This window comes from Hyphomicrobiales bacterium, assembly GCA_002869065.1.
Classification (GTDB): domain Bacteria; phylum Pseudomonadota; class Alphaproteobacteria; order Rhizobiales; family Rhodobiaceae; genus Rhodobium.
In genome coordinates, this window is sequence record PKTR01000002.1 from 1231786 (window position 1) to 1252404 (window position 20619).

A 20619-nucleotide genomic window follows, 5' to 3' on the forward strand; every position below is an offset into this window, starting at 1 on the left:
GTCTCAAGAGAACGCCATGGCCGACTTTCATCAGAATCCCCATCTGGCGACCCTGCACAATTTCAAGACGCTCGACCCGCAATTGCTCGAGCGCGAGCTTGAAGCGATGGCGTCGCGGCGCAAGGTGACGCTGATCCTGCCCTCGCTGTTTTCCGAGCTGGAAGGTGAGGCGCTCGCGCATATCGTCGACGAGCTGTGCGAGGCGAAGTTCCTCAATCACATCATCATCGGTCTCGACCGGGCCGATGCCGAGCAATACCGCTACGCGCGGCAATACTTTGCCCGCCTGCCGATCCGGCACGACGTGGTCTGGAACGACGGGCCGCGCATGATGGCGATCGACAAGGAGATTGAGGCGGTCGGCCTGTCGTCGGGCGAACTCGGCAAGGGCCGCAACGTCTGGTATTCGATGGGTCTGGCGCTGGCCAACGGCAATGCGGACGTCATCGCGCTGCACGATTGTGACATCGTCACCTATACCCGCGAGATGCTGGTGCGGCTGGTCTATCCGGTGATCAATCCGACGACGCCCTATATGTTCTGCAAGGGGTTCTACCCGCGTATTGCGGACGGCAAGCTCAACGGTCGCGTTAGCCGACTGCTCGTCGGGCCGCTTCTGGCGGCGCTTGAACGTACCATCGGCGCGCAGCCTTACCTCGACTATCTGGCGGCCTTCCGCTACCCGCTGGCCGGCGAATTCGCCATGCGCTCGGCGATCGTGCCGCAGATCCGCATCCCCTCCGACTGGGGTCTGGAGATTGGCGTTCTGTCGGAAGTCTGGCGGAACCTTGGCGGCCACAGCGTCTGCCAGGTCGACATTTCCGACGCCTATGACCACAAGCATCAGCCCCTGTCCGAGGAAGATCCCACGGCAGGCCTGTCGCGGATGTCGACGGATATTTCCAAGGCGCTGTTCCGCAAGATGGCGAGCGACGGCATCATCTTCAATCAGGAGACCTTCCGCACGCTGAAGGGCACCTATCTGCGCGCCGCGCTCGATCTGATCGAGGCGTATTATCACGATGCGCGTATGAACGGCCTGCATGTCGACCGTCATGCCGAGGAGCAGGCGGTCGAGCTGTTCGCCGCCAATATCGTCGAGGGTGGCCAGAGCTTCCTCGACAATCCGCTGGAGACCCCGTTCATTCCGAACTGGAACCGGGTGCAGGCGGCCAACCCCGACATCATGCGGATGATGATCGAGGCGGTGAAGGCGGACGCCGAGGAATTCAGTTAAACGATACGCGCGGCGGTGAGGACGGCGAAGCCAGCGGCGAGCGCCAGACAGAGCGGTGCGTAGTATTTGCGGTCGAGAGACGCAAAGGGCTGCTCGGGCGTGCGGGCGCGCCACCACGGCGTATAGGCGATGAGGCCGCGCAGCAGGAAAACACCGGCAAGTGCCGCTCCGCCAAGGGTCAGCAGCGCGGATGCGGATATGCCCGTCATCGCAAGCGCCCACAGCGCGGCGGCAAAGAGGACTGCTGCAACGGCGGCCGACGCCGTGCGCGGTGGCATCCGGGTTGCGCCCGGGAAACCGGTGACCATGCGCGCCAGGGCCTTTTCGTTGCCGGCCGGCCATGTGCTGCCGAATGCCCAGATGAGATGAACGAGAGAAATCGCGGCCAGAAGGAGGGCAACGGCAATGGCGACGATGAGCGTCATGGTCTGTTGTCTTTCAGGCTTGCGATCACGCTCGCTCAATCGCGATTGGAAATCCAGCGGCTCTGATAGGGTGCGAAGGTGATCGTGCCCTGCGGGTCGTCGAAGCAGCTGCCGTCGAGCAGATCGCGCCAGCTGTCGCCGTCGATGAGATTGAGCTGCAGTGCCGGCATTTCGACGGTCTTGTCCGAGACATTGGTGATGGCGAACAGGCTCTGGCTGCGGTCGAGGCTTTGGCGCCAGACGCCGAACAGCGCGTCGTCGAGCTGCAGGGTGAACTGGGTGGCGTTGGGGTGGAAGGCCGGCTCGCGGGTGCGCAGACGGATGCGCCGTTTCATCTCGCGCAACACCTTGTGTTGCCGGCTTTCCGGGTCGGCGAGCCTTTCGGCCAGTGCATCATAGTCCCAGCGGTGGCGGTTGATGGCACGGTTGTGGCCGCTCTTCTCGACGCCCTCCTGATCGTTCGGGGTGGCGAGCAGCGAGTGGATGTAGAAGGCCGGAATGCCTTCGAGCGACATCATCGCGGTCTGGCTGGCGAGAAAGCGCTCGTACTGGAATTGGTCGGGGCCAGCGACGGTGCCGGCCAGCGCATCATACAGCGAGATGTTGAGCTCATACGGCTTTTCGCCGCCGCCGGGCATGGCGCGCATGGAAACGCGGCCGCCGAAGGTGCGCACCGTGTCGACCAGTTCGGCGAGTTCCTCCTCGCTCAGGATCCCTTCGGCACCGCGCACACCGATGCCGTCGTGCGAGGCGATGAAATTTAGATAGGTGCAGCCGAGCTGGGCCGGTGGCATCGACATCAGCCAGAAGCGCAGATGGCGGGCCGATCCGGTCAGCAGTGCCTGCAGCATCAGCGGCGGCAGCGAGAAATTGTAGATCGCGTGCGCTTCGTTCCGGTTGCCGAAATAGCTCAGATTTTCGCGCTTGGGCACGTTGGTCTCGGTCAGGAGGACCACGCGTTCCTCGGCGAAGTCGCACAGCACCCGGATCAGTTGAATGATGCGGTGGGTGTTGGGGTGATGGATGCAGGGGGTGCCGATCTCCTTCCAGATGAAGGCGACGGCGTCGAGCCGGACAATGCGCACGCCGTTGGCGATGTGCAGGCGCATGATGCGCAGGAACTCGGCCAGCACCTCCGGGTTGGAAAAATCGAGATCGACCTGATCGTGGCTGAAGGTGCACCAGACATGGCGCGGGCCATTGGCAGTCTCGACCTCGCGCAGCAGCGGGTGGGCGCGCGGGCGCACGACCTCGGAGACGTCGTCGTCGGGCGAGGCTTCGAAAAAATAGCGGTCGTAGGGCGGCTGGCCCTGGCGATAGGCGTTGAACCAGGTGCTCTGGCTGGAGACGTGGTTGAGCACCAGGTCGGACATGACCTTGAAGTCCTGCGAAATGCGGCGGATGTCCTCCCACGAACCGAGCTGGCTGTCGACCACGGTGTAGTCGGTGACGGAGAAGCCGTCGTCAGAGGTGTAGGGGAAGAAGGGCAGGATGTGGACGCCGGTCAGCACGCCCTCAAGGTGATTGACGAGGAAGTCGCGCAACAGGTCGAGCGGCTTGTGCATGCCGTCGACAATCGAATTGCCATAGGTGATGACGAGCGCGTCGCGCTCCGACCACAGCGAGTTGCCGTTGACGCGGCCGCGCTTGCGCGGTCTCGCCTCCTCGCCAAAGAAGGCGCCGATGAAGTGCCGGGCCAGCGCTTCGCCGTCGCGATCGGGGTAGATCGCCCGCGCGAGTGCGAGGGTCTTCTGGAACAGGACGGATTGGCTCATCGGCAGATCACGCGAAAGGCACCGGGGGAGGATTGCTTTTCCATACGCTAGCGCAATCACTTTGCCGGGGTTAAGCCCAAATCTTGGGCATGGCGCGGAAAATGCCCGGAAATATCACCGGTCACGCTCGGCACATGCCGGTTTTCAGACATCGATTCCTGAAGCGGGCGGGCGCAAGGGAATTTTTGCCGCGGCGTCATCGGGGCCGATGCCGCAAGATTGCATACAATCGACACTTCTTTGGGCGCCGGTTGGCAACAAATGCACAAAAATCAGGCGACTAACATATAGGGTAAGAAATAGGCATATCAAGATAAGTCTTTGAAATTACGTATTTTGATGGTCGAATTTCGGCTGGCACGCTCCTTGCTGAACCGTTAACGCCAATCCTTCCAACCTGCGGTTCAGACAGGAGTACCAGCATGTCATCGAAACGTTTTACCACCCGGCTTTCCGCCGCCCTTCTTGCCGGCTCGGTCCTTATGGCGCCGGTCGCGGCCTTTGCCGAGGACACCATCAAGGTCGGCATCCTGCATTCGCTTTCGGGCACGATGGCGATTTCCGAGACGACTCTGAAAGACGCCATGCTGATGCTCATCGATGAGCAGAACAAGAAGGGCGGCATTCTCGGCAAGAAGCTTGAGGCGGTTGTCGTCGACCCGGCGTCGGACTGGCCGCTGTTTGCCGAAAAGGCGCGTGAGCTGATCGCGCAGGAAAAGGTCGCCGCGGTGTTCGGTTGCTGGACGTCCGTTTCGCGCAAGTCCGTGCTGCCGGTGTTCGAGGAGCTGAACTCGCTGCTGTTCTACCCCGTCCAGTACGAGGGCGAGGAAAGCCAGCGCAACGTGTTCTACACCGGTGCGGCGCCGAACCAGCAGGCGATCCCGGCGGTCGACTATCTGATGAACGACAGCGGCGTGGAGCGCTGGGTTCTGGCCGGCACCGACTATGTCTACCCGCGCACGACCAACAAGATCCTCGAAGCCTACCTGAAGCAGAAGGGCGTGGCTGCCGAGGACATCATGATCAACTACACGCCGTTCGGTCATTCCGACTGGCAGACCATCGTGTCCGACATCAAGAAGTTCGGCTCGGCCGGCAAGAAGACCGCCGTCGTGTCGACCATCAACGGCGACGCCAACGTGCCGTTCTACAAGGAACTCGCCAACCAGGGCATCAAGGCCGAGGACATCCCGGTCGTCGCCTTCTCGGTGGGTGAGGAAGAGCTCGCCGGCATCGACACCGAGCCGCTGGTCGGCCACCTCGCCGCCTGGAACTACTTCCAGTCGGCCGACACGGACGCCAATGCCGAGTTCATCGAGACCTGGCACGCCTTCATCAAGGACGACAAGCGCGTCACCAACGACCCGATGGAAGCCCACTACATCGGCTTCAACATGTGGGTGAAGGCGGTCGAGAAGGCCGGCACCACCGATCCCGATGCGGTCATCGACTCGATCATCGGCGTCACCGTGCCGAACCTGACCGGCGGCTATTCGGCGATGATGCCGAACCACCACATCACCAAGCCGGTGCTGATCGGCGAAGTGCAGGCCGACGGCCAGTTCGAGACCGTGTGGGAAACCCCGGGTCTCGTGGTCGGCGACGAATGGTCGGACTACCTGGAAGGTTCCAAGGACCTGATCTCGGATTGGCGCGCGCCGATGTCGTGCGGCAACTTCAACGTCGCCACCGGCAAGTGCGGCGGCGCCGGCCAGTAAGTCCTCGATGCGCCGTCACTCCGCCGCGTGCGGGGTGACGGCACTGCCATTTCCGTCCGGGTCCTGCGCCCGGGCGGAACCGGCGGGCCCTCGCGGCCTCGGTCCGCGCCAGGCCCGTAAACCCGCCCTTTCCCCTGGACGGATGTGCCAATGCGTTCCTTCCTTCATCTTCTCGCTGCCGGCCTGATCCTGCTGAGCGCAAGCGTTGCGGCATTGGCCGATGACGGCGCTCTGCGGCCGCTGGTCGATGCGCTCGCCAAGGGCGGGTTCAACGACACCGCAAACCAAGTTGAGGCGCTGGCGGCGACCGGCGATCCGGCCGTCGCACCTGTTCTCGAGGCGCTCGGCGGCGGCGATCTCTATTTCCGCAAGGGAGACGGGCGCGTCTTCAAGGCGGAAAAGGCCGGCAAGGGTTACAGGCTGAGTGACCCGCTGAGCGGTGAGGATGCCGGCGAAGCGGGGCGGCGGGACGTCAAGAAGATCAAGGTCAACAACCGCCTGCGCGGGCAGATCAAGGCAGCGCTCGGCGGCCTGACGCTGCGCAGCCCGGATGTGGACGTGCGCCTGCAAGCGGCCGAAACCCTGTTCAAGAATGCCGATCCGGATGCGGTCGAAACGCTCGATGCGGCGATCGCGGTGGAAAGCGATGACGCGGTGAAGACCGCGCTCGTCGAGGCGCGGGCCGCCTGCGTGCTGGCGTCGGACGCCGATGCGCCGCTCAAGGTTGCCGCCATCGAGACCCTCAAGTCGCGCGGCGATCAGGCCGCTCTCAGTGTGCTGTTGCCGATTACCAAGGGCGATGGCGACGAGACCGTCAAGACAGCGGCAGCCGATGCCGTTGCCCATATCGAGCAGATCCTGTCGATCTGGGCGGCCGGGCAGAACATCTGGTACGGGCTGTCGCTCGGCTCGGTTCTGTTGCTCGCCGCCATCGGCCTTGCCATCACGTTTGGCGTGATGGGTGTCATCAACATGGCGCATGGCGAGATGGTCATGCTCGGCGCCTACACCACCTTCGTGGTCCAGGAAACGATCCGCACATACGCACCCGGCCTGTTTGACTATTCGCTGTTCATTGCCCTGCCGCTCGCCTTCGTCGTCGCCGGCGCGGTCGGCATTGCGATCGAGCGCGGCATTATCCGCTTCCTTTATGGCCGGCCGCTCGAAACCCTGCTTGCCACCTGGGGCCTGTCGCTGATCCTGCAGCAGGCCGTGCGCACGATTTTCGGCCCGAGCAACCGCGAGGTCGGCAATCCGTCATGGATGTCGGGCGCGTTCGAACTCGGTGAATTGTCGATCACCTGGAACCGGCTGTGGATCATCGTTTTCGCGATGCTCGTCTTCGCCGGCCTGTTCGCTGTGATGCGGCGGACGATGTTCGGCCTGCAGATGCGCGCCGTCACCCAGAACCGGGCGATGGCCGGCTCGATGGGCATCCGCACGCCCTGGGTCGACGCCTTCACCTTCGCGCTCGGCTCCGGCATCGCCGGTATTGCCGGCGTGGCGCTCTCCCAGATCGACAATGTCAGCCCCAATCTCGGTCAGGGTTACATCATCGACAGCTTCATGGTCGTGGTGTTCGGCGGCGTCGGCAATCTGTGGGGCACGCTGGTGGGCGCCATGACGCTCGGCATCGTCAACAAGTTCCTCGAGCCTTATGCGGGCGCCGTGCTCGGCAAGATCCTGGTGCTCGTCTTCATCATCCTGTTCATCCAGAAACGCCCGCGCGGTCTGTTCGCGCTCAAGGGCAGGGCGGTGGAATAATGTTCACCCGGTTCCTCATCGAACGCCTCGACGGGCGCGCCATCGTCGTCATCGGCCTGTTGCTCGTGGTCGCGGCCGCCGTGCCGGCGCTCAATCTGGCATTGCCGGCGGATCACCCCGCGCACGTCTCGGACTACGCGCTGTCGCTTGGCGGCAAGTATCTCTCCTTCGCCCTGCTCGCTCTTTCGGTCGATCTGGTGTGGGGCTTTGCCGGCATTCTGACCCTTGGCCACGGCGCGTTCTTCGCCCTCGGCGGCTACGCCATGGGCATGTATCTAATGCGTCAGATCGGCAGTCGCGGCGTCTACGGCAACGCCGAACTGCCCGACTTCATGGTGTTCCTCAACTGGCAGGAGCTGCCCTGGTACTGGTATGGCTTCGACCAGTTCTGGTTCGCCGCGCTGATGGTGATGCTGGTGCCGGGCCTCCTTGCGTTCGCCTTCGGCTGGTTCGCCTTCCGCAGCCGTGTCACCGGCGTCTACCTGTCGATCATCACGCAGGCGATGACGTTCGCGCTGATGCTCGCCTTCTTCCGCAATGACATGGGGTTCGGCGGCAATAACGGCCTGACCGACTTCAAGGACATTCTCGGCTTCGACATTCAGGCGCCGAGCACGCGCGCCGCGCTGTTCGCGGCGACTGCGCTGGTGCTGGCCCTCGCCTTTCTCATTATCACGCTGGTGGTCAATTCCAAGCTCGGCAAGGTGCTGATCGCGGTGCGCGATGCGGAAGCCCGCACTCGCTTCATCGGCTATCGGGTGGAGATCTACAAGCTGTTCGTGTGGACGCTTTCAGCCGTTCTCGCCGGCATCGCCGGGGCGCTTTACGTGCCGCAGGTCGGCATCATCAACCCGGGCGAATTTGCGCCAGCCAATTCGATCGAAACCGTGATCTGGGTCGCGGTCGGCGGTCGCGGCACGCTGGTCGGCGCCATCGTCGGCGCGGTGCTGGTCAATTTCGGCAAGACCTGGTTCACCGGCGTGCTGCCCGATTTCTGGCTGTTCGCGCTCGGCGGATTGTTCATCGTCGTCACGCTGTTCCTGCCGAAGGGCATCGTCGGCACGCTCGCCGAAAAATGGCCAAAGCGTAAGCCCAAGGCCGGGCCGAATGGCGGGTCCGGCAGCGGGTCAGAGACCGACATCGCAACCGCGCCCACGGCGCAGCAGGAGGGCTGAGGCGATGGACGGACACGCGGTAGGCTCGCTTCTCTATCTCGACGGCGTCAGCGTCTCGTTCGATGGCTTCAAGGCGCTGAACGAACTCTCGCTCGTCATCCAGCCAGGCGAAATGCGCGCGATCATCGGCCCGAACGGCGCCGGCAAGACGACGATGATGGACGTCATCACCGGCAAGACCCGGCCCGATCAGGGCACGGTGCTGTTTGCCGAAGACACCGATCTGACGGCGATGGACGAGGCGGCGATCGCCAATCTCGGCATCGGCCGCAAGTTCCAGAAGCCGACGGTGTTCGAAAGCCATACGGTGATTGACAATCTGGCGCTCGCCTTCAAGGCGCCGCGCGGGCCGTTCGCCGCCCTGATGCATCGCCAGAGCAAGGCGGAAAAGGAACGAATCGACGAGATCCTTCAGACCATCCGGCTCAGCGATCATCGCGACCGCAAGGCCGCCGACCTGTCGCACGGCCAGAAGCAGTGGCTCGAAATCGGCATGCTGCTCGCCCAAGAGCCGCAGCTTCTCCTTGTCGACGAACCCGCCGCCGGCATGACGGATGCGGAGACCGCGACGACGGCGGAGCTTTTGCGCGACATTGCGCAGACGAAATCGGTCGTCGTCGTCGAGCACGACATGACCTTCGTGCGCGACCTCGGCGTCAAGGTGACGGTGCTGCATGAAGGGTCGGTGCTCGCCGAAGGTTCGCTCGACCATGTTTCCGATGACCCGCGGGTCATCGAAGTCTATCTGGGGAGGTGAGGATGCTCAGCGTCGAATCCGTCGACCTGCATTATGGCGCCTCGCAGGCGCTGAAAGGGGTTTCGCTGACCGCCGAACCGGGCAAGGTCACCTGTCTTCTCGGCCGCAACGGCGTCGGAAAGACCTCGCTGCTGCGCGCGGTCACAGGCCAGCATCCGGTGTCGGGCGGAGCAGTGATCTGGGAAGGCGAGCACATCGAGAAGCGTTCGCCGTTCGACCGGGCGCGGCGCGGCATCGCCTATGTTCCGCAGGGTCGCGAGATCTTCCCGCTTTTGACCGTGAAGGAAAATCTGCAGACCGGCTTTGCACCGCTCAAACGCGGCGAACGCGAGATCCCCGACACGGTGTTCGAGCTCTTTCCCGTACTCGCCGACATGCTCGGGCGGCGGGGCGGCGACCTTTCCGGCGGTCAGCAACAGCAGCTTGCGATCGGGCGGGCGCTGGTTACACGGCCGCGCCTGCTGGTGCTCGACGAGCCGACCGAGGGCATCCAGCCGTCGATCATCAAGGATATCGGCCGGGCGATTTCCTGGCTGCGCGATCAGGGCACGATGGCGATCCTGCTGGTCGAGCAATATTTCGAGTTCGCGCGCGATCTCGCTGACACTTTCGCTATCATGGACCGGGGAGAAATCGTACTGTCGGGAACCCGGGACTCAATGGTCGAGGACGATGTTCGAGGTCATCTCACCGTCTGACGAAGCGCCGGCCGCGCCGACAACCGACGCCGCACCGCTGCAGCGGGCGCGTGGTCGTGCGCGTCTTGCGGTCAAGCATGACGGGCGGGTGAGTCGCATCGACACGCTGTTCCAAGAAGGCTCGGCCAAGCTGCGCCTGCCGAAGCCGGTGTCGGATGCCTGCGAGGCGGTGGTGCTGAACACGTCGGGCGGGCTGACCGGCGGTGACCGGTTCTCGGTTTCGGTCAAGGTCGGCGACAACGCGTCCGCCGACGTCGCCGGTCAGGCGTTTGAAAAAATCTACAAGTCGAGCGGCGGTGTCGCCGAGATGGAGACCGAGCTTGAGGTCGGCGCGGGCGCGCGGCTCGACTGGCTGCCGCAGCCGGCGATCCTGTTCGACCGCGCGGCGATGCGCCGGCGCACCTCGGTTCATCTGGCGTCGGATTCGACGTTGATCGCGGTCGAGGGTCTCGTCTTCGGGCGCGCCGCGATGGGGGAATCCGTCGAGACCGGCACGGTGCACGACGGCTGGCGGGTCTATCGCGATGGCCGGTTGATCTTCGCCGATGCTTTTTCGGTCGAAGGCCCGGTTGCGGACATTCTCGGCGGCAAGGCGGTGCTCGGCGACGCGCGGGCAACCGCGACCGTGCTCTGTCACGGGCCGATGGCCGCCGCCATGCTCGATCCGGTGCGCGAGCTGCTTGCCGAGGCCGGTCTGCCGGCGGGCGCAAGCCTCGTCGCCGACATGCTCGTTGTGCGTCTTGCCGCTTCGTCGGCGCAGGCGCTTGTCGCCGGCCTCGTGCCGGTGCTTACATTGCTGCGCGGCCGTGATCTGCCGCGCGTCTGGTTCTGCTGAACGAACAGGAAAGACCATGCAACTTACCCCGCGCGAAAAGGACAAATTGCTGATTTCGGTGGCCGCGATGGTGGCGCGCCGGCGGCTCGAACGCGGCGTGAAGCTGAACTACCCCGAGGCAATCGCGCTGATTTCCGATTTCGTCGTCGAGGGCGCGCGCGATGGCCGCAGCGTCGCCGACCTGATGGAGGCGGGCGCGCATGTGATTACCCGCGATCAGGTGATGGACGGCATCGCCGAGATGATCCACGACGTACAGGTCGAGGCGACATTTCCCGATGGCACAAAGCTTGTCACCGTGCACGATCCGATCCGCTGATTTGACTGCAAAGAAGGAGACCAAACCGATGAAACGTCTCGCATCCACACTCGCATTCCTCGCCGCTGGCGCGGCGCCGGCTTTCGCCCATTTCGATCCGGTGGCGCATGGCTCGCTTTCGGTCGGCCTGGGTGACAGCCTGTTCGGCAGCGCTCACGTTCTCGGTGCCGTTGGCCTCGCGCTCGGCGTCGTGGCGCTTGGTGGTGTCGCGCTGAAGTCCGCGCGCGGCCACAAGGTCACCGAGGCGACCGCGCGGTCGAAGGACCGCGACGCCTCGTGATTCCGGGCGAGGTCATCACGGCTGCCGGCGACATCGAGCTCAATGCCGGTGCCGAGACCATTACGCTGACGGTCGCCAATACGGGCGACCGGCCGGTGCAGGTCGGCAGCCACTATCACTTCTACGAGGTCAACGAGGCGCTCGACTTCGACCGCGAGGCGGCGAAGGGCATGCGGCTCGACATTGCGTCTGGCACGGCGGTGCGTTTCGAGCCGGGCCAGAGCCGTGACGTCACGCTGGTGCCCTATACCGGCAACCGCACGATCTACGGCTTCAACCAGAAAGTCATGGGGAAGCTGTGATGCGTCTGACACTGGGTGCTGCCGTTGTCGTGGCGTTGTCCGCTGGCGCCGCGCTGGCGGAAGACGAGATCAATTGCGCCGAGCCCTACACGCAATATGAGATGACGTATTGCGCGGAGAAGGCCTGGAAGGCGGTCGATCGCGACCTGAACTACACCTACAAGATGGCGCTCTACGCGATGGAGGTCATCGACAACGATCTGCCGCCGAAGCAGCGCGGCGCGGCGAAGGCGCTGCGCGATGCCCAGCGGCTGTGGATCAAGTTCCGCGACAAGGTCTGCGAGGCCGAAGGCTTTCAGGCGCGCGGCGGAACGATGGAGCCGATGCTCGTCTACCAATGCTACGAGCGCCTGACCAAGCAGCAATATCAGGCGCTTGACGCCATCGCCGCCGCCAACTGACCCGAACGCCTCCCGAACCTGAGGAACCCGAACCGATGCCCGCAAAAATCACCCGCGCCGCCTATGCCGACATGTTCGGCCCGACCGTTGGCGACAAGGTCCGGCTCGCCGATACCGAATTGTTCGTCGAGGTGGAGAAGGATTTCACCACCTATGGCGAAGAGGTGAAGTTCGGCGGCGGCAAGGTGATCCGCGACGGCATGGGCCAGGCGCAGACGACGCGGGCCGGCGGCGCGGTCGACACGGTCATCACCAACGTGCTCGTGATCGACCATGAGGGCATCTACAAGGCCGATATCGGGCTAAAGAACGGGCGCATCGCCGGCATCGGCAAGGCCGGCAATCCGGACGTACAGCCGGACGTGACCATCGTCGTCGGGCCGTCGACGGAAGCAATTGCCGGCGAGGGCAAGATCCTGACGGCGGGCGGCTTCGACAGCCACATCCACTTCATCTGCCCGCAGCAGATCGACGACGCGCTGATGTCGGGCGTCACCACCATGCTCGGCGGCGGCACGGGGCCTGCGACCGGCACCAACGCGACGACCTGCACGCCGGGTGCCTGGCACCTTGCGCGGATGATCGAGGCGGCGGAATCCTTCCCGATGAACCTCGCCTTCGCCGGCAAGGGTAACGCCTCGCTGCCGGACGCGCTGCGAGAGCAGGTGCTCGGCGGGGCGTGCGCGCTGAAGCTGCACGAGGATTGGGGCACGACGCCCGGCGCCATCGATTGCTGCCTCTCGGTCGCCGACGAGATGGACGTGCAGGTGATGATCCACACCGACACGCTGAACGAATCCGGCTTCGTCGAGAACACCGTCAACGCGTTCAAGAACCGCACCATCCACGCCTTCCACACCGAGGGTGCGGGCGGCGGCCACGCGCCGGACATCATCAAGGTTTGCGGGCAGGCGAATGTGCTGCCGTCGTCGACCAATCCGACGCGGCCCTACACCGTCAACACGCTCGAGGAACATCTCGACATGCTGATGGTCTGCCATCACCTCGACGCCAATATCCCGGAAGACGTCGCCTTTGCCGAAAGCCGCATCCGGCGCGAGACCATCGCGGCGGAAGACATCCTGCACGACATGGGCGCGTTCTCGATCATCGCCTCGGACAGCCAGGCGATGGGCCGCGTCGGCGAGGTGCTGATCCGCACCTGGCAGACGGCGGACAAGATGAAGCGTCAGCGTGGGCGCCTTTCCGAGGAAAGCGGTGACAACGACAATCTGCGGGTGCGTCGCTACATCGCCAAATACACAATCAACCCGGCGATTGCGCATGGCATGTCGAAAGACATCGGTTCGATCGCGCTCGGCAAGCGCGCCGACCTCGTTCTGTGGTCGCCGGCATTCTTCGGCGTCAAGCCGGACCTCGTTCTCCTTGGCGGCACCATTGCGGCGGCGCCGATGGGCGATCCGAACGCCTCGATCCCGACGCCGCAGCCGGTGCATTACCGGCCGATGTTCGGCGCCTTCGGCCGTTCGGTCTCCTCGTCCTCGGTGACCTTCGTCTCGCAGGCAGCGCTCGATGACGGTCTGAAGGGACGGCTCGGCCTGTCGAAGGATCTGGTCGCGGTGCAGAACACGCGCAGCGGCATCTCGAAGGCCTCGATGGTGCTCAATGACGCGACGCCGGAGATCGAGGTCGACCCGGAAACCTACGAGGTCCGGGCGAACGGCGAACTGCTCACCTGCGAGCCGGCCGAAGTCTTGCCGATGGCCCAGCGTTACTTCCTGTTCTGAGTTCACACGATGACATCATCCGCACATTCGGTGCTGCGCGCCGGGTCCTGGTCCGGCGAGCCGGCCGACATTGTTGTCCTCACCCGCGATGACCGCCACCGGCGGCGCATGAAGCTGACGGGTGAGGTGGGGCTCTCGTTCCTGCTCGATCTTGCCGAGGCGACCGTCCTGCATGACGGCGACGCGCTGGAGCTTGGCGACGGGCGGCTCGTCGTGGTGCGGGCCGCGCCGGAAAAGCTGATCGAAGTGCGCGGCACCGACCCGCATCACCTCTTGCGGCTCGCCTGGCATCTCGGCAATCGGCATGTGCCCACCGCGATCGAGGGCGACCGGCTGTTGATCGGCGAGGATCATGTGCTCGCCGATATGGTGCGCGGGCTTGGCGGCACGGCGACGGCGATCGAAGCGCCGTTCGATCCGGAAGCTGGCGCCTATGCACATGGCAGTCATGATCACGGCGATGGCCATCACCATGATCATCACGGCTCACATGATCACGATTACGGCCGCCACCATCGCGATCACAGCCATGCACATTCCCATGGCCATTCGCACGAACATGATCACGGCCACGGCGGCTCGCATGGTTGACCGTTCGGCCCTGTTCCGGCTGATGACGTGGATGTCGCCGGCCTATCCGGTCGGCGCCTACACCTATAGCCAGGGGCTCGAGTGGGCGGTCGAGGATGGCACCGTCACCGACACCGAGAGCCTCGACGACTGGCTGACGCAGGTGCTGCGGCACGGCACGGGCCACACGGACGCGATCCTGTTTCGCCATGCGCATGAAGCCGCTGCGGCGGGCGATCTCGATGGCCTTCTCGACGTTGCCGATCTGGCCGCTGCCTTCCAGCCGTCGTCCGAGCGCCGGCTCGAGGCGCTGGCGCAGGGGCGAGCGTTTGCGCTCGCGACGCTGCCGGCGTTTTCCTCGCCGATGCTCGCAAAGCTTGAGGCGGCGCGGCCCGATGCGCTCGCCTATACGGTCACCGTTGCGGTTGCTGCTGCGGATCAGAAAATCGCGGTCGAGGATGCGCTCGCGGCATTTCTGCACGGCGTCGCGGCCAATCTCGTTTCCGCCGGCGTGCGGCTCATCCCGCTTGGCCAGAGCGCCGGGCTGAAGGTCTTGACCGCGCTCGAGCCGGTGATGACCGAGGTCGCGGACGCGACCCGTTCCCTTTCGCTCGACGAACTCGGTGGCGCGACCGTCATCGCCGATATCGCTTCGATGCGCCACGAAACCCAGTATACGAGGCTCTTCCGCTCATGACGAAATCCCCCAACGGTCCCCTTCGCGTCGGTATCGGCGGCCCGGTCGGCTCGGGCAAGACGGCGCTGATGGAAGCGCTCTGCAAGGGCTTCAAGGACCGCTTCGATCTCTGCGCCATCACCAACGACATCTACACCAAGGAAGACGCGCTGATCCTCAACCGCGCCGGCGCGCTGCCGGAAGAGCGCATCATGGGGGTGGAAACCGGCGGCTGCCCGCACACGGCGATCCGCGAGGACGCCTCGATCAATCTCGCGGCGATCGCCGACATGCGGGCGAAATTTCCCGACCTCGACCTGATCCTCGTCGAATCCGGCGGCGACAATCTCGCCGCGACCTTCTCGCCGGAACTGGTCGATCTGACGATCTACGTCATCGACGTCGCCGGCGGCGAGAAAATCCCGCGCAAGGGCGGTCCGGGCATCACCCGCTCCGACATCCTCGTCGTCAACAAGACCGATCTCGCCGACATGGTCGGCGCCTCGCTCGAGGTGATGCAGTCCGACACCGAGCGCATGCGCGCCGGGCGGCCCTACGTCTTTGCCTCGATCAAGAACGGCGAAGGCGTTCAGGCGGTGATGGACTTCATTGTCGAGCAGGGCGGACTGGCGTAGGCGCGTCGTTTGTCGCAACGGCGGGCGGGGTTCGCGACCAGCTTGCCTTCAGATCGCGGGCGAGGTCCGCCCGTGAGGCCTGCCGCCAGCCATTCGGCGATCCCTTGAGATAGCCGGCGACGGCGAGGCTTGTGTCACCGTCGAGACTTGCGGCGATCATCTCGTCGGGCAGGATCGCCTTGCGGCCGTAGACCTGGCGGATCGGCAGGGCGAGTTCCGGCATTAGATGATTGACCAGTTCGGCGCAGTAGACGGTCCGGTTTTCGCCGGCGTCGAAATAGAAGTCGAAATCCGTGCCGATGTGATCGAAGAAGCTGCGCGACGCCTCGCGGCGGCGCGTGGCGCTGATCCCGCGCGGGCGCAGGATGACGACGCGGTCGGTGTTGAAGACGCCGGCGGGGGTCGAGAGATGGACGCCGCGGTAATCCGCTTCGATGAAGCGGCTACCGGCACGCACCGTATCGCGATGGCCGCGCAACTCCGGGTCGCGCCACAGGCCGAGACCGGCGAGCTGGCTGTCGGTTCCTGTGTGGATCGCCACGTGAGTGAACAGGCCGGGCAGCAGATTGCCCGAGGCGCGGCCCTTGGAGGAAAAGACGACCAGGTCGAGCGGCTGTAGTTTCGACAGAAGCAGGCGCTGGGCGTCCTCCTGCTCTGCCAGATACCCGCGGCGCAGCGAGATATGGGCGACCGCGCGGCCCCAGACCGGCGCGCCCGGCTCGACGGCGGCGACCATCCAGCGCGGATATTGCTCCGGGTCCTGACAACAGGCGGCCTGCACGCTGCCTTTGTCCGGCGCGGGCGAGAGTTCGGCGGATGGTGCGCTCGCATGCTGACAGCCGGCTGCGGCAAGCGCGGCGACGCACGCCAACGCCAGCGGGAACAGGCGAACCCTCAATCCCACTTGCCGGTTCATGATCGTCCTTTGCGGGTTGCAACGTGATGCCCGGCGCGCTTTGGCAGGCGCGCCGGGCACGGTCATTTTAGCGCGGAACCGGTCCGGTATCGAGCGGTTCGATTGCGATCATTTGCCCGCTTCGAAAAACACCGTCGGCGGTGTGGAGGGCACCGGCGAGAAGGCATAGACCGTGTAGCGGGCGTCCGGGTCATAATCCATGCCGAGCGATCCGTCGGGCATGCCCGGCACGGCGAGACCGGCGATATCGGGGGTTTCCGCGCGCAGCTTGTCGATTGCCTCAAGCGGGACATGGCCCTCGAGCACATAGGTCTTCGGGCCGTTCAGAATGGCCGTGTGGCAGCCTTCCATCTCGCTCGGGACGCCGGCTTGTTTCTTGATCGTCTCAAGGTCATCCATGTTGCGGACGATGACGTTGTAGCCGGCCTTTTCGACCGCTTTCGTCCACACTTCGCAACATCCGCAATAGGGCGACTTGAAGACGGTGATGGTGCCGGTCTCGGCGGCGATGCCGGATGCGGAATAGCCGAGTGTGGCCATGGCCAGCGCGGCGGCGAGAAGATGCTTTTTCATTGTCGGAGTTCTTTCCTGATGACTGGTTTCCTTCGACCGCTGCCGGTTTCGTTCGGAAAGCGGTCGGCCGGGATGGTCAATCAGGCGGAAATCGGCGGGCGCAAAAGTGGTGGGCGTTGCGACCCATGTCGGCTGCCGGAGTCCCGTGTCGCGAAGACAGCGGGTGCAAATGCGGGTGCCGGGGCCGGACCGGGCAGAATGCTGAGGCAGCCGGCCGGGCATTGGCAGGTGACCGGGGCGTTGCCGGCATGCGGGCAACAGGGCGTGTCGTGCGGGTGCGACGCCGGCAGTGCGTCGCTGGGCTGCATATCGGCGCTCATCGCTGTCATTTCGGCCGTCGTATGGGCCGTCATATGGACTTTTCCATGCCGGTCGGGCTGCGTTGGCAGGGCGTGAACCCCGGCGATCAGAACAACCAGCAAGGCGACGAAAAAGCTGCGCATGGCGGCGACCCTACGCCGTTTTATGCGCGCCGTCCAAGCACCGCGAATTGCCAATGCGGATGGCCTATACAACCTCGAACCAGGTGCTCATTCCGGCGGCGGCGTGTTCCAGCATGTGGCAGTGAAACAGCCATTTGCCGGGGTTGTCCGCTACGAAGGCGATGCGCGCCTTTTCCGATTGTTCAAGGATGAGCGTGTCGCGCCACTCTGCGCCCGGCTTGCCGTCGGCCCCGAGGATGCGGAAATGGTGGCCGTGGGTGTGCATGGCATGCGCGAACGCGGTGTCATTGCTCATTTCCACGATCACGGTCTTGCCGCGCCGGACCCGGAACAACGGCTCGTCGGCGAGGTTGGCGATGCCGTTGAAGGCCCAGACCTGACCGGTTTCCCGAATGTCGGTGACCGTCAGCGGTTTGCCCTTGTAGGTGATGTCGGTCAGATCGCCCATGGCGCCGCCCGTCATGTCGAGGATGACGTAGTGCGCCGCCGCCGGATCGGGGTCGGCAAGCAAATTTGCGGGCAGGGCCGCGGCGCGGGCGCCGGAGCCTGCGTCGGAGCCCGTCACCGCAAATGTCGCGAAGGTGAAAGGTTGCCTGGCGGAGATCTCGACGAGCGACAGGTTGCGGCCGGCTTTCGGCGTGACGGCAAGGTCAATCCGCTGTGCCGGCGCGAGGCGAAGCCGTTTGTCGGAGAGGGGTTCGGGTTCGGCAAGCGGCTGGCCGTCGACGGCGAGCACGGTCGCCCGCAGCGGCCTTGGATCGATTTCGAGGATGCGGGCGTTGCAGACATTGATGAGCCGCAGGCGATACGGCTCGCCGGCGTTGAGCATGAAATTCGGTATGCTGGTGCCGTTGACGGTCAGCCAGTTGCCGAGCCGGCCGGCATGGCTCCATTCCATCAGCGACCCGAGACCGGAGGGATCGAAACGCCCCTGCTCATCGAGCTGCCAGTCGTCGATGACGATCGTCAGATCGTGAGTGTTGTCGAAAGAGGGCTCGTGTTCCTCGACGATGAGCGCCCCGTACAGTCCGCGCGCGACCTGATTCCAGCTCTTGGTGTGGGCGTGATACCAGTAGGTGCCGGCATCGGGCGCGACGAAGTCGTATTCGAAACGCTCGCCGGGCGGGACGGGCTGCTGGGTGAGGCCGGCAACGCCGTCCATGGCGTTGTCGATACGGACGCCATGCCAGTGGATCGAGGTCGGCTCATCCAGCTCGTTGATGAGGCGCACGCGTACCCGCTCGCCCTTCGTGACGCGCAATTCGGGGCCGGGTGAGCGACCGTTGTAGGTCCACAGATCCGACGGCGGATTGTCGTTGGAAAAGAGCTTCTGGCTGGCCGGCCGGGCGGTTATTTCGAGAAACCCGTCATCCGCCCACGCGACGCGGATGGCTCCAGGTGTGGCGGCGAGCGTGGCGGCGGAAGCCACGAGAAATCCGCGGCGGGACAGGGCCATGGGCTACTCCGTCTTGCGCGTGCCGGACGTGTTTCGTGAACCGTCAGACCGCTTTCGGCTCGATTTCCGCCCGTCGAGGAGCGGCCGTGCGAATTCGGCTATTGTTCCGATTGTAAAGTCGGGACGGGAATATAGGAAGAGTTGTCCTGCATCCGGGATCTCGATCAGCTTGAGGGCCGGAAATCGCGCGATGATGTCGTGCACCTGGTCGATGGTGGTCACCGGGTCGAGCCGGCCATGGAGCAGCAATGTCGGCTGCTTGATGCCGTCGTAATAGTCGGACCAGTCGCGCGCCGTGTGGCGGACATCGGTTTCGTAGGCCTTGCTGCCGCCGCCAAACGATTTGAACGTTCCGTCGGTGAGGATCGCGCGCACTTCCGGGTCGCGGCTCGTTTCGACGTCTTCCTCGGGCTTCTGGTAGAGGCTGTCGAAGAATTGGCCCGGTGGCCCCTTCATGATCATGTGCAGCAGGCCGCGCGTCAGGATCGGCAGGGCGGTCGGAAAATAGCGCGCCGAGTAGGCGTAGAGGCGCTGCATTGGCGCCATGACGTCAAGCTGGGCGCGCGAACGGATCGGCGGGGTGCCGGCGACGACGACGACACCGGCGATCGCGGGGCCGAGAACGCGGGCAGCCGCCGCCGCATAGAGGGCGCCGGTGAAACGTCCCATGAGTACGGCGCGTTTGATGCCATAGCGGTCCATCACTGTCTTGATGTCGTCGGCAAAGGCGTAGGGCGTCTTTTGAAAGGTCCAGTCGGCGGCGTCGGATTCGGCAAAGCGCGGGCGCCAGGGCGCGATGATCCGCAGTCCGTGGCGGTGCAGGGCGGCGTGGCCGTCGGCGGTCAGTCCGGTGCCGCTGAACAGGCCGTGCAGCATGATGACCGGCAGGCCGTCGTCCGGGCCCATGAGATCGACCTGCAATCGCCGTCCGGGTTCGACTTCGATCAAGTCGTGCCGGCGGCTGTCGGGTGCCGGCGGTGCGGCATTCGTCTGTCGCGTGGGCATGGCGATCGACAGGGCGCCGAACATGCGGATCAGCTCGAGTTGCGAGCGGGCGCCGGTCTTGCGGAACAGCGAGCGGGCCTGGGTGCGCACGGTTTCCACCGAGCGCTGGCGGGCATTTGCGAGGTCGGCGAAGCTGCGTCCCTCGACGATTGCGCGCAGGATCTCCTGCTCCGCCGCGGTCAGGCCGAAGCTCTCGCAAATGGTCGTGCCGACCTCGCCGTTCCAGCCGAACTCGAGCTGCTGGAGCCGCGCCAGCGGCTCGTTGCCGTTGCCGGGCTCAGGTGACAGGGTGAACAGGCTGCGGGTCTCGGTTTCGGGATGGTAGACCGGCAGCACGACGAAGCTGTCGTCGCGCGGCGAGCCGTCGATCCTGCGCAGGCTCGCCTCGATGCTGCGCGCCATGCCGGCATCTACCGGCAGGGCGGAGATGCTGTCGCCGCGGTCGAGGCCATAACCGGTGCGGGCGTTGCGGTTTGCATAGGTGATGATGCCGCGAGCGTTGATGAGCATCACCGGGTAGGGCGCGTTTTCGTCGTCGGAACTGCCGCCGGCGTTGTCGTAGATCTCGTGGTTGATGCGATCGAACAGCCGGGCGGCGCGGTCGAAATGGTGTTCGATGTCTTCCAGATTGCCGGAGATGTTTTGCTGCAGCAGGGCGAGATTGTCGCTCTGCTCCTGTTCGAGCAAAGTCGAATAGCTCTCCGAGAGGCGCTGCACGAGCTGCTCGAAGCCGTCGGGTTCGGTCAGCAGACCATAGAGACTGTCGACAAGCGGGGCGGATTGCGGGCTGTTGCCGGAGGACGAGTCCATGAATTCCTCAATTGCCGCGCAAAAGCCGGCCGTCGAAAAGAAATGCTCCGTCGTTTCCGGTTTTTTGTTTCTTGAAGATTGTCACGGATCGGGATCGAACG

Annotated in this window: 21 protein-coding genes; 15 read left to right on the forward strand and 6 right to left on the reverse strand. The window is 64.6% G+C overall.

Translation table 11 applies throughout. The features are described 5' to 3' along the window. Positions 1–16: 16 nt before the first annotated feature. Positions 17–1237: a glycosyl transferase gene (locus C0606_09370; protein ID PLX38402.1), complete on the forward strand. Its 1221-nt coding sequence runs from the start codon at positions 17–19 to the stop codon at positions 1235–1237. On the opposite strand, the gene C0606_09375 is transcribed toward C0606_09370, so the two are convergent. Continuing rightward, positions 1234–1662, reverse strand: a complete 429-nt coding sequence (locus tag C0606_09375; protein ID PLX38403.1) for a DUF3995 domain-containing protein — start codon at positions 1660–1662, stop codon at positions 1234–1236. The genes C0606_09370 and C0606_09375 overlap by 4 nt on opposite strands. Positions 1663–1697: 35 nt before the next feature. Further along, the gene (locus C0606_09380; protein ID PLX38404.1) at positions 1698–3437 is read right to left on the reverse strand and encodes an alpha-amylase; all 1740 of its coding nucleotides are present in this window, start codon (positions 3435–3437) and stop codon (positions 1698–1700) included. Positions 3438–3859: 422 nt separating this feature from the next. Here C0606_09380 and urtA point away from each other — a divergent pair, with 422 nt between their 5' ends. From urtA to ureG, 14 genes are all read left to right on the forward strand, one after another. Continuing rightward, positions 3860–5155, forward strand: coding sequence for an urea ABC transporter substrate-binding protein (gene urtA / locus C0606_09385; protein PLX38405.1), 1296 nt, complete (start codon positions 3860–3862; stop codon positions 5153–5155). 150 nt (positions 5156–5305) lie between these two features. Next, positions 5306–6919, forward strand: coding sequence for an urea ABC transporter permease subunit UrtB (gene urtB, locus C0606_09390; protein PLX38406.1), 1614 nt, complete (start codon positions 5306–5308; stop codon positions 6917–6919). After that, positions 6919–8094: an urea ABC transporter permease subunit UrtC gene (gene urtC, locus C0606_09395; protein ID PLX38407.1), complete on the forward strand. Its 1176-nt coding sequence runs from the start codon at positions 6919–6921 to the stop codon at positions 8092–8094. The genes urtB and urtC overlap by 1 nt, the downstream gene beginning before the upstream one ends. 4 nt (positions 8095–8098) lie before the next feature. Then, a complete protein-coding gene (urtD, locus tag C0606_09400) occupies positions 8099–8851 on the forward strand; it encodes an urea ABC transporter ATP-binding protein UrtD (protein PLX38408.1) in 753 nt (250 codons plus the stop codon). 2 nt (positions 8852–8853) lie between these two features. Continuing rightward, positions 8854–9549, forward strand: a complete 696-nt coding sequence (urtE, locus tag C0606_09405; protein ID PLX38409.1) for an urea ABC transporter ATP-binding subunit UrtE — start codon at positions 8854–8856, stop codon at positions 9547–9549. Next, positions 9524–10384, forward strand: a complete 861-nt coding sequence (locus C0606_09410; GenBank protein ID PLX38410.1) for an urease accessory protein — start codon at positions 9524–9526, stop codon at positions 10382–10384. Before urtE ends, C0606_09410 begins: the two co-directional genes overlap by 26 nt. Positions 10385–10400: 16 nt before the next feature. Continuing rightward, positions 10401–10703, forward strand: a complete 303-nt coding sequence (locus C0606_09415) for an urease subunit gamma (GenBank protein ID PLX38411.1) — start codon at positions 10401–10403, stop codon at positions 10701–10703. A 28-nt stretch (positions 10704–10731) separates the two neighbouring features. Next, positions 10732–10983, forward strand: coding sequence for a hypothetical protein (locus C0606_09420; GenBank protein ID PLX38412.1), 252 nt, complete (start codon positions 10732–10734; stop codon positions 10981–10983). Next, positions 10980–11285, forward strand: a complete 306-nt coding sequence (locus C0606_09425) for an urease subunit beta (GenBank protein ID PLX38413.1) — start codon at positions 10980–10982, stop codon at positions 11283–11285. Before C0606_09420 ends, C0606_09425 begins: the two co-directional genes overlap by 4 nt. Next, on the forward strand, positions 11285–11686 hold the full coding sequence (locus tag C0606_09430; protein ID PLX38414.1) for a hypothetical protein: 402 nt from the start codon (positions 11285–11287) through the stop codon (positions 11684–11686). Before C0606_09425 ends, C0606_09430 begins: the two co-directional genes overlap by 1 nt. A gap of 35 nt (positions 11687–11721) precedes the next feature. After that, positions 11722–13434: an urease subunit alpha gene (gene ureC / locus C0606_09435; GenBank protein ID PLX38415.1), complete on the forward strand. Its 1713-nt coding sequence runs from the start codon at positions 11722–11724 to the stop codon at positions 13432–13434. Between the two features lie 9 nt (positions 13435–13443). Beyond that, entirely contained in the window at positions 13444–14025 is a 582-nt protein-coding gene (locus tag C0606_09440) for an urease accessory protein UreE (protein ID PLX38416.1), read from the forward strand. Further along, positions 13994–14701 (forward strand): urease accessory protein UreF, encoded by a 708-nt coding sequence (locus tag C0606_09445; GenBank protein PLX38417.1) that lies wholly within the window; start codon positions 13994–13996, stop codon positions 14699–14701. The genes C0606_09440 and C0606_09445 overlap by 32 nt, the downstream gene beginning before the upstream one ends. After that, positions 14698–15315 (forward strand): urease accessory protein UreG, encoded by a 618-nt coding sequence (ureG, locus tag C0606_09450; GenBank protein ID PLX38418.1) that lies wholly within the window; start codon positions 14698–14700, stop codon positions 15313–15315. Before C0606_09445 ends, ureG begins: the two co-directional genes overlap by 4 nt. Here ureG and C0606_09455 read toward each other — a convergent pair. The 4 genes from C0606_09455 to C0606_09470 form a co-directional block, all read right to left on the reverse strand. Next, the gene (locus C0606_09455; GenBank protein ID PLX38419.1) at positions 15287–16051 is read right to left on the reverse strand and encodes a hypothetical protein; all 765 of its coding nucleotides are present in this window, start codon (positions 16049–16051) and stop codon (positions 15287–15289) included. The two genes, ureG and C0606_09455, sit on opposite strands and share 29 nt — an antisense overlap. A 288-nt stretch (positions 16052–16339) precedes the next feature. Beyond that, a complete protein-coding gene (locus C0606_09460) occupies positions 16340–16804 on the reverse strand; it encodes a CopG family transcriptional regulator (GenBank protein ID PLX38420.1) in 465 nt (154 codons plus the stop codon). Positions 16805–17311: 507 nt separating this feature from the next. Then, the gene (locus tag C0606_09465; protein PLX38421.1) at positions 17312–18703 is read right to left on the reverse strand and encodes a copper oxidase; all 1392 of its coding nucleotides are present in this window, start codon (positions 18701–18703) and stop codon (positions 17312–17314) included. A gap of 3 nt (positions 18704–18706) precedes the next feature. Beyond that, positions 18707–20518, reverse strand: a complete 1812-nt coding sequence (locus C0606_09470; protein PLX38422.1) for a hypothetical protein — start codon at positions 20516–20518, stop codon at positions 18707–18709. Between the last annotated feature and the right edge of the window lie 101 nt (positions 20519–20619).

What these genes read in the sequence shown, in the direction of transcription:
- C0606_09370 (PLX38402.1), top strand. Translation starts at nt 17, where the DNA reads ATGGCCGACTTTCATCAGAATCCCCATCTGGCGACCCTGCACAATTTC.
- C0606_09375 (PLX38403.1), bottom strand. Translation starts at nt 1,662, where the DNA reads ATGACGCTCATCGTCGCCATTGCCGTTGCCCTCCTTCTGGCCGCGATT.
- C0606_09380 (PLX38404.1), bottom strand. Translation starts at nt 3,437, where the DNA reads ATGAGCCAATCCGTCCTGTTCCAGAAGACCCTCGCACTCGCGCGGGCG.
- urtA (PLX38405.1), top strand. Translation starts at nt 3,860, where the DNA reads ATGTCATCGAAACGTTTTACCACCCGGCTTTCCGCCGCCCTTCTTGCC.
- urtB (PLX38406.1), top strand. Translation starts at nt 5,306, where the DNA reads ATGCGTTCCTTCCTTCATCTTCTCGCTGCCGGCCTGATCCTGCTGAGC.
- urtC (PLX38407.1), top strand. Translation starts at nt 6,919, where the DNA reads ATGTTCACCCGGTTCCTCATCGAACGCCTCGACGGGCGCGCCATCGTC.
- urtD (PLX38408.1), top strand. Translation starts at nt 8,099, where the DNA reads ATGGACGGACACGCGGTAGGCTCGCTTCTCTATCTCGACGGCGTCAGC.
- urtE (PLX38409.1), top strand. Translation starts at nt 8,854, where the DNA reads ATGCTCAGCGTCGAATCCGTCGACCTGCATTATGGCGCCTCGCAGGCG.
- C0606_09410 (PLX38410.1), top strand. Translation starts at nt 9,524, where the DNA reads ATGTTCGAGGTCATCTCACCGTCTGACGAAGCGCCGGCCGCGCCGACA.
- C0606_09415 (PLX38411.1), top strand. Translation starts at nt 10,401, where the DNA reads ATGCAACTTACCCCGCGCGAAAAGGACAAATTGCTGATTTCGGTGGCC.
- C0606_09420 (PLX38412.1), top strand. Translation starts at nt 10,732, where the DNA reads ATGAAACGTCTCGCATCCACACTCGCATTCCTCGCCGCTGGCGCGGCG.
- C0606_09430 (PLX38414.1), top strand. Translation starts at nt 11,285, where the DNA reads ATGCGTCTGACACTGGGTGCTGCCGTTGTCGTGGCGTTGTCCGCTGGC.
- ureC (PLX38415.1), top strand. Translation starts at nt 11,722, where the DNA reads ATGCCCGCAAAAATCACCCGCGCCGCCTATGCCGACATGTTCGGCCCG.
- C0606_09440 (PLX38416.1), top strand. Translation starts at nt 13,444, where the DNA reads ATGACATCATCCGCACATTCGGTGCTGCGCGCCGGGTCCTGGTCCGGC.
- C0606_09445 (PLX38417.1), top strand. Translation starts at nt 13,994, where the DNA reads ATGATCACGGCCACGGCGGCTCGCATGGTTGACCGTTCGGCCCTGTTC.
- ureG (PLX38418.1), top strand. Translation starts at nt 14,698, where the DNA reads ATGACGAAATCCCCCAACGGTCCCCTTCGCGTCGGTATCGGCGGCCCG.
- C0606_09455 (PLX38419.1), bottom strand. Translation starts at nt 16,051, where the DNA reads ATGGTCGCCGCCGTCGAGCCGGGCGCGCCGGTCTGGGGCCGCGCGGTC.
- C0606_09460 (PLX38420.1), bottom strand. Translation starts at nt 16,804, where the DNA reads ATGAAAAAGCATCTTCTCGCCGCCGCGCTGGCCATGGCCACACTCGGC.
- C0606_09465 (PLX38421.1), bottom strand. Translation starts at nt 18,703, where the DNA reads ATGGCCCTGTCCCGCCGCGGATTTCTCGTGGCTTCCGCCGCCACGCTC.
- C0606_09470 (PLX38422.1), bottom strand. Translation starts at nt 20,518, where the DNA reads ATGGACTCGTCCTCCGGCAACAGCCCGCAATCCGCCCCGCTTGTCGAC.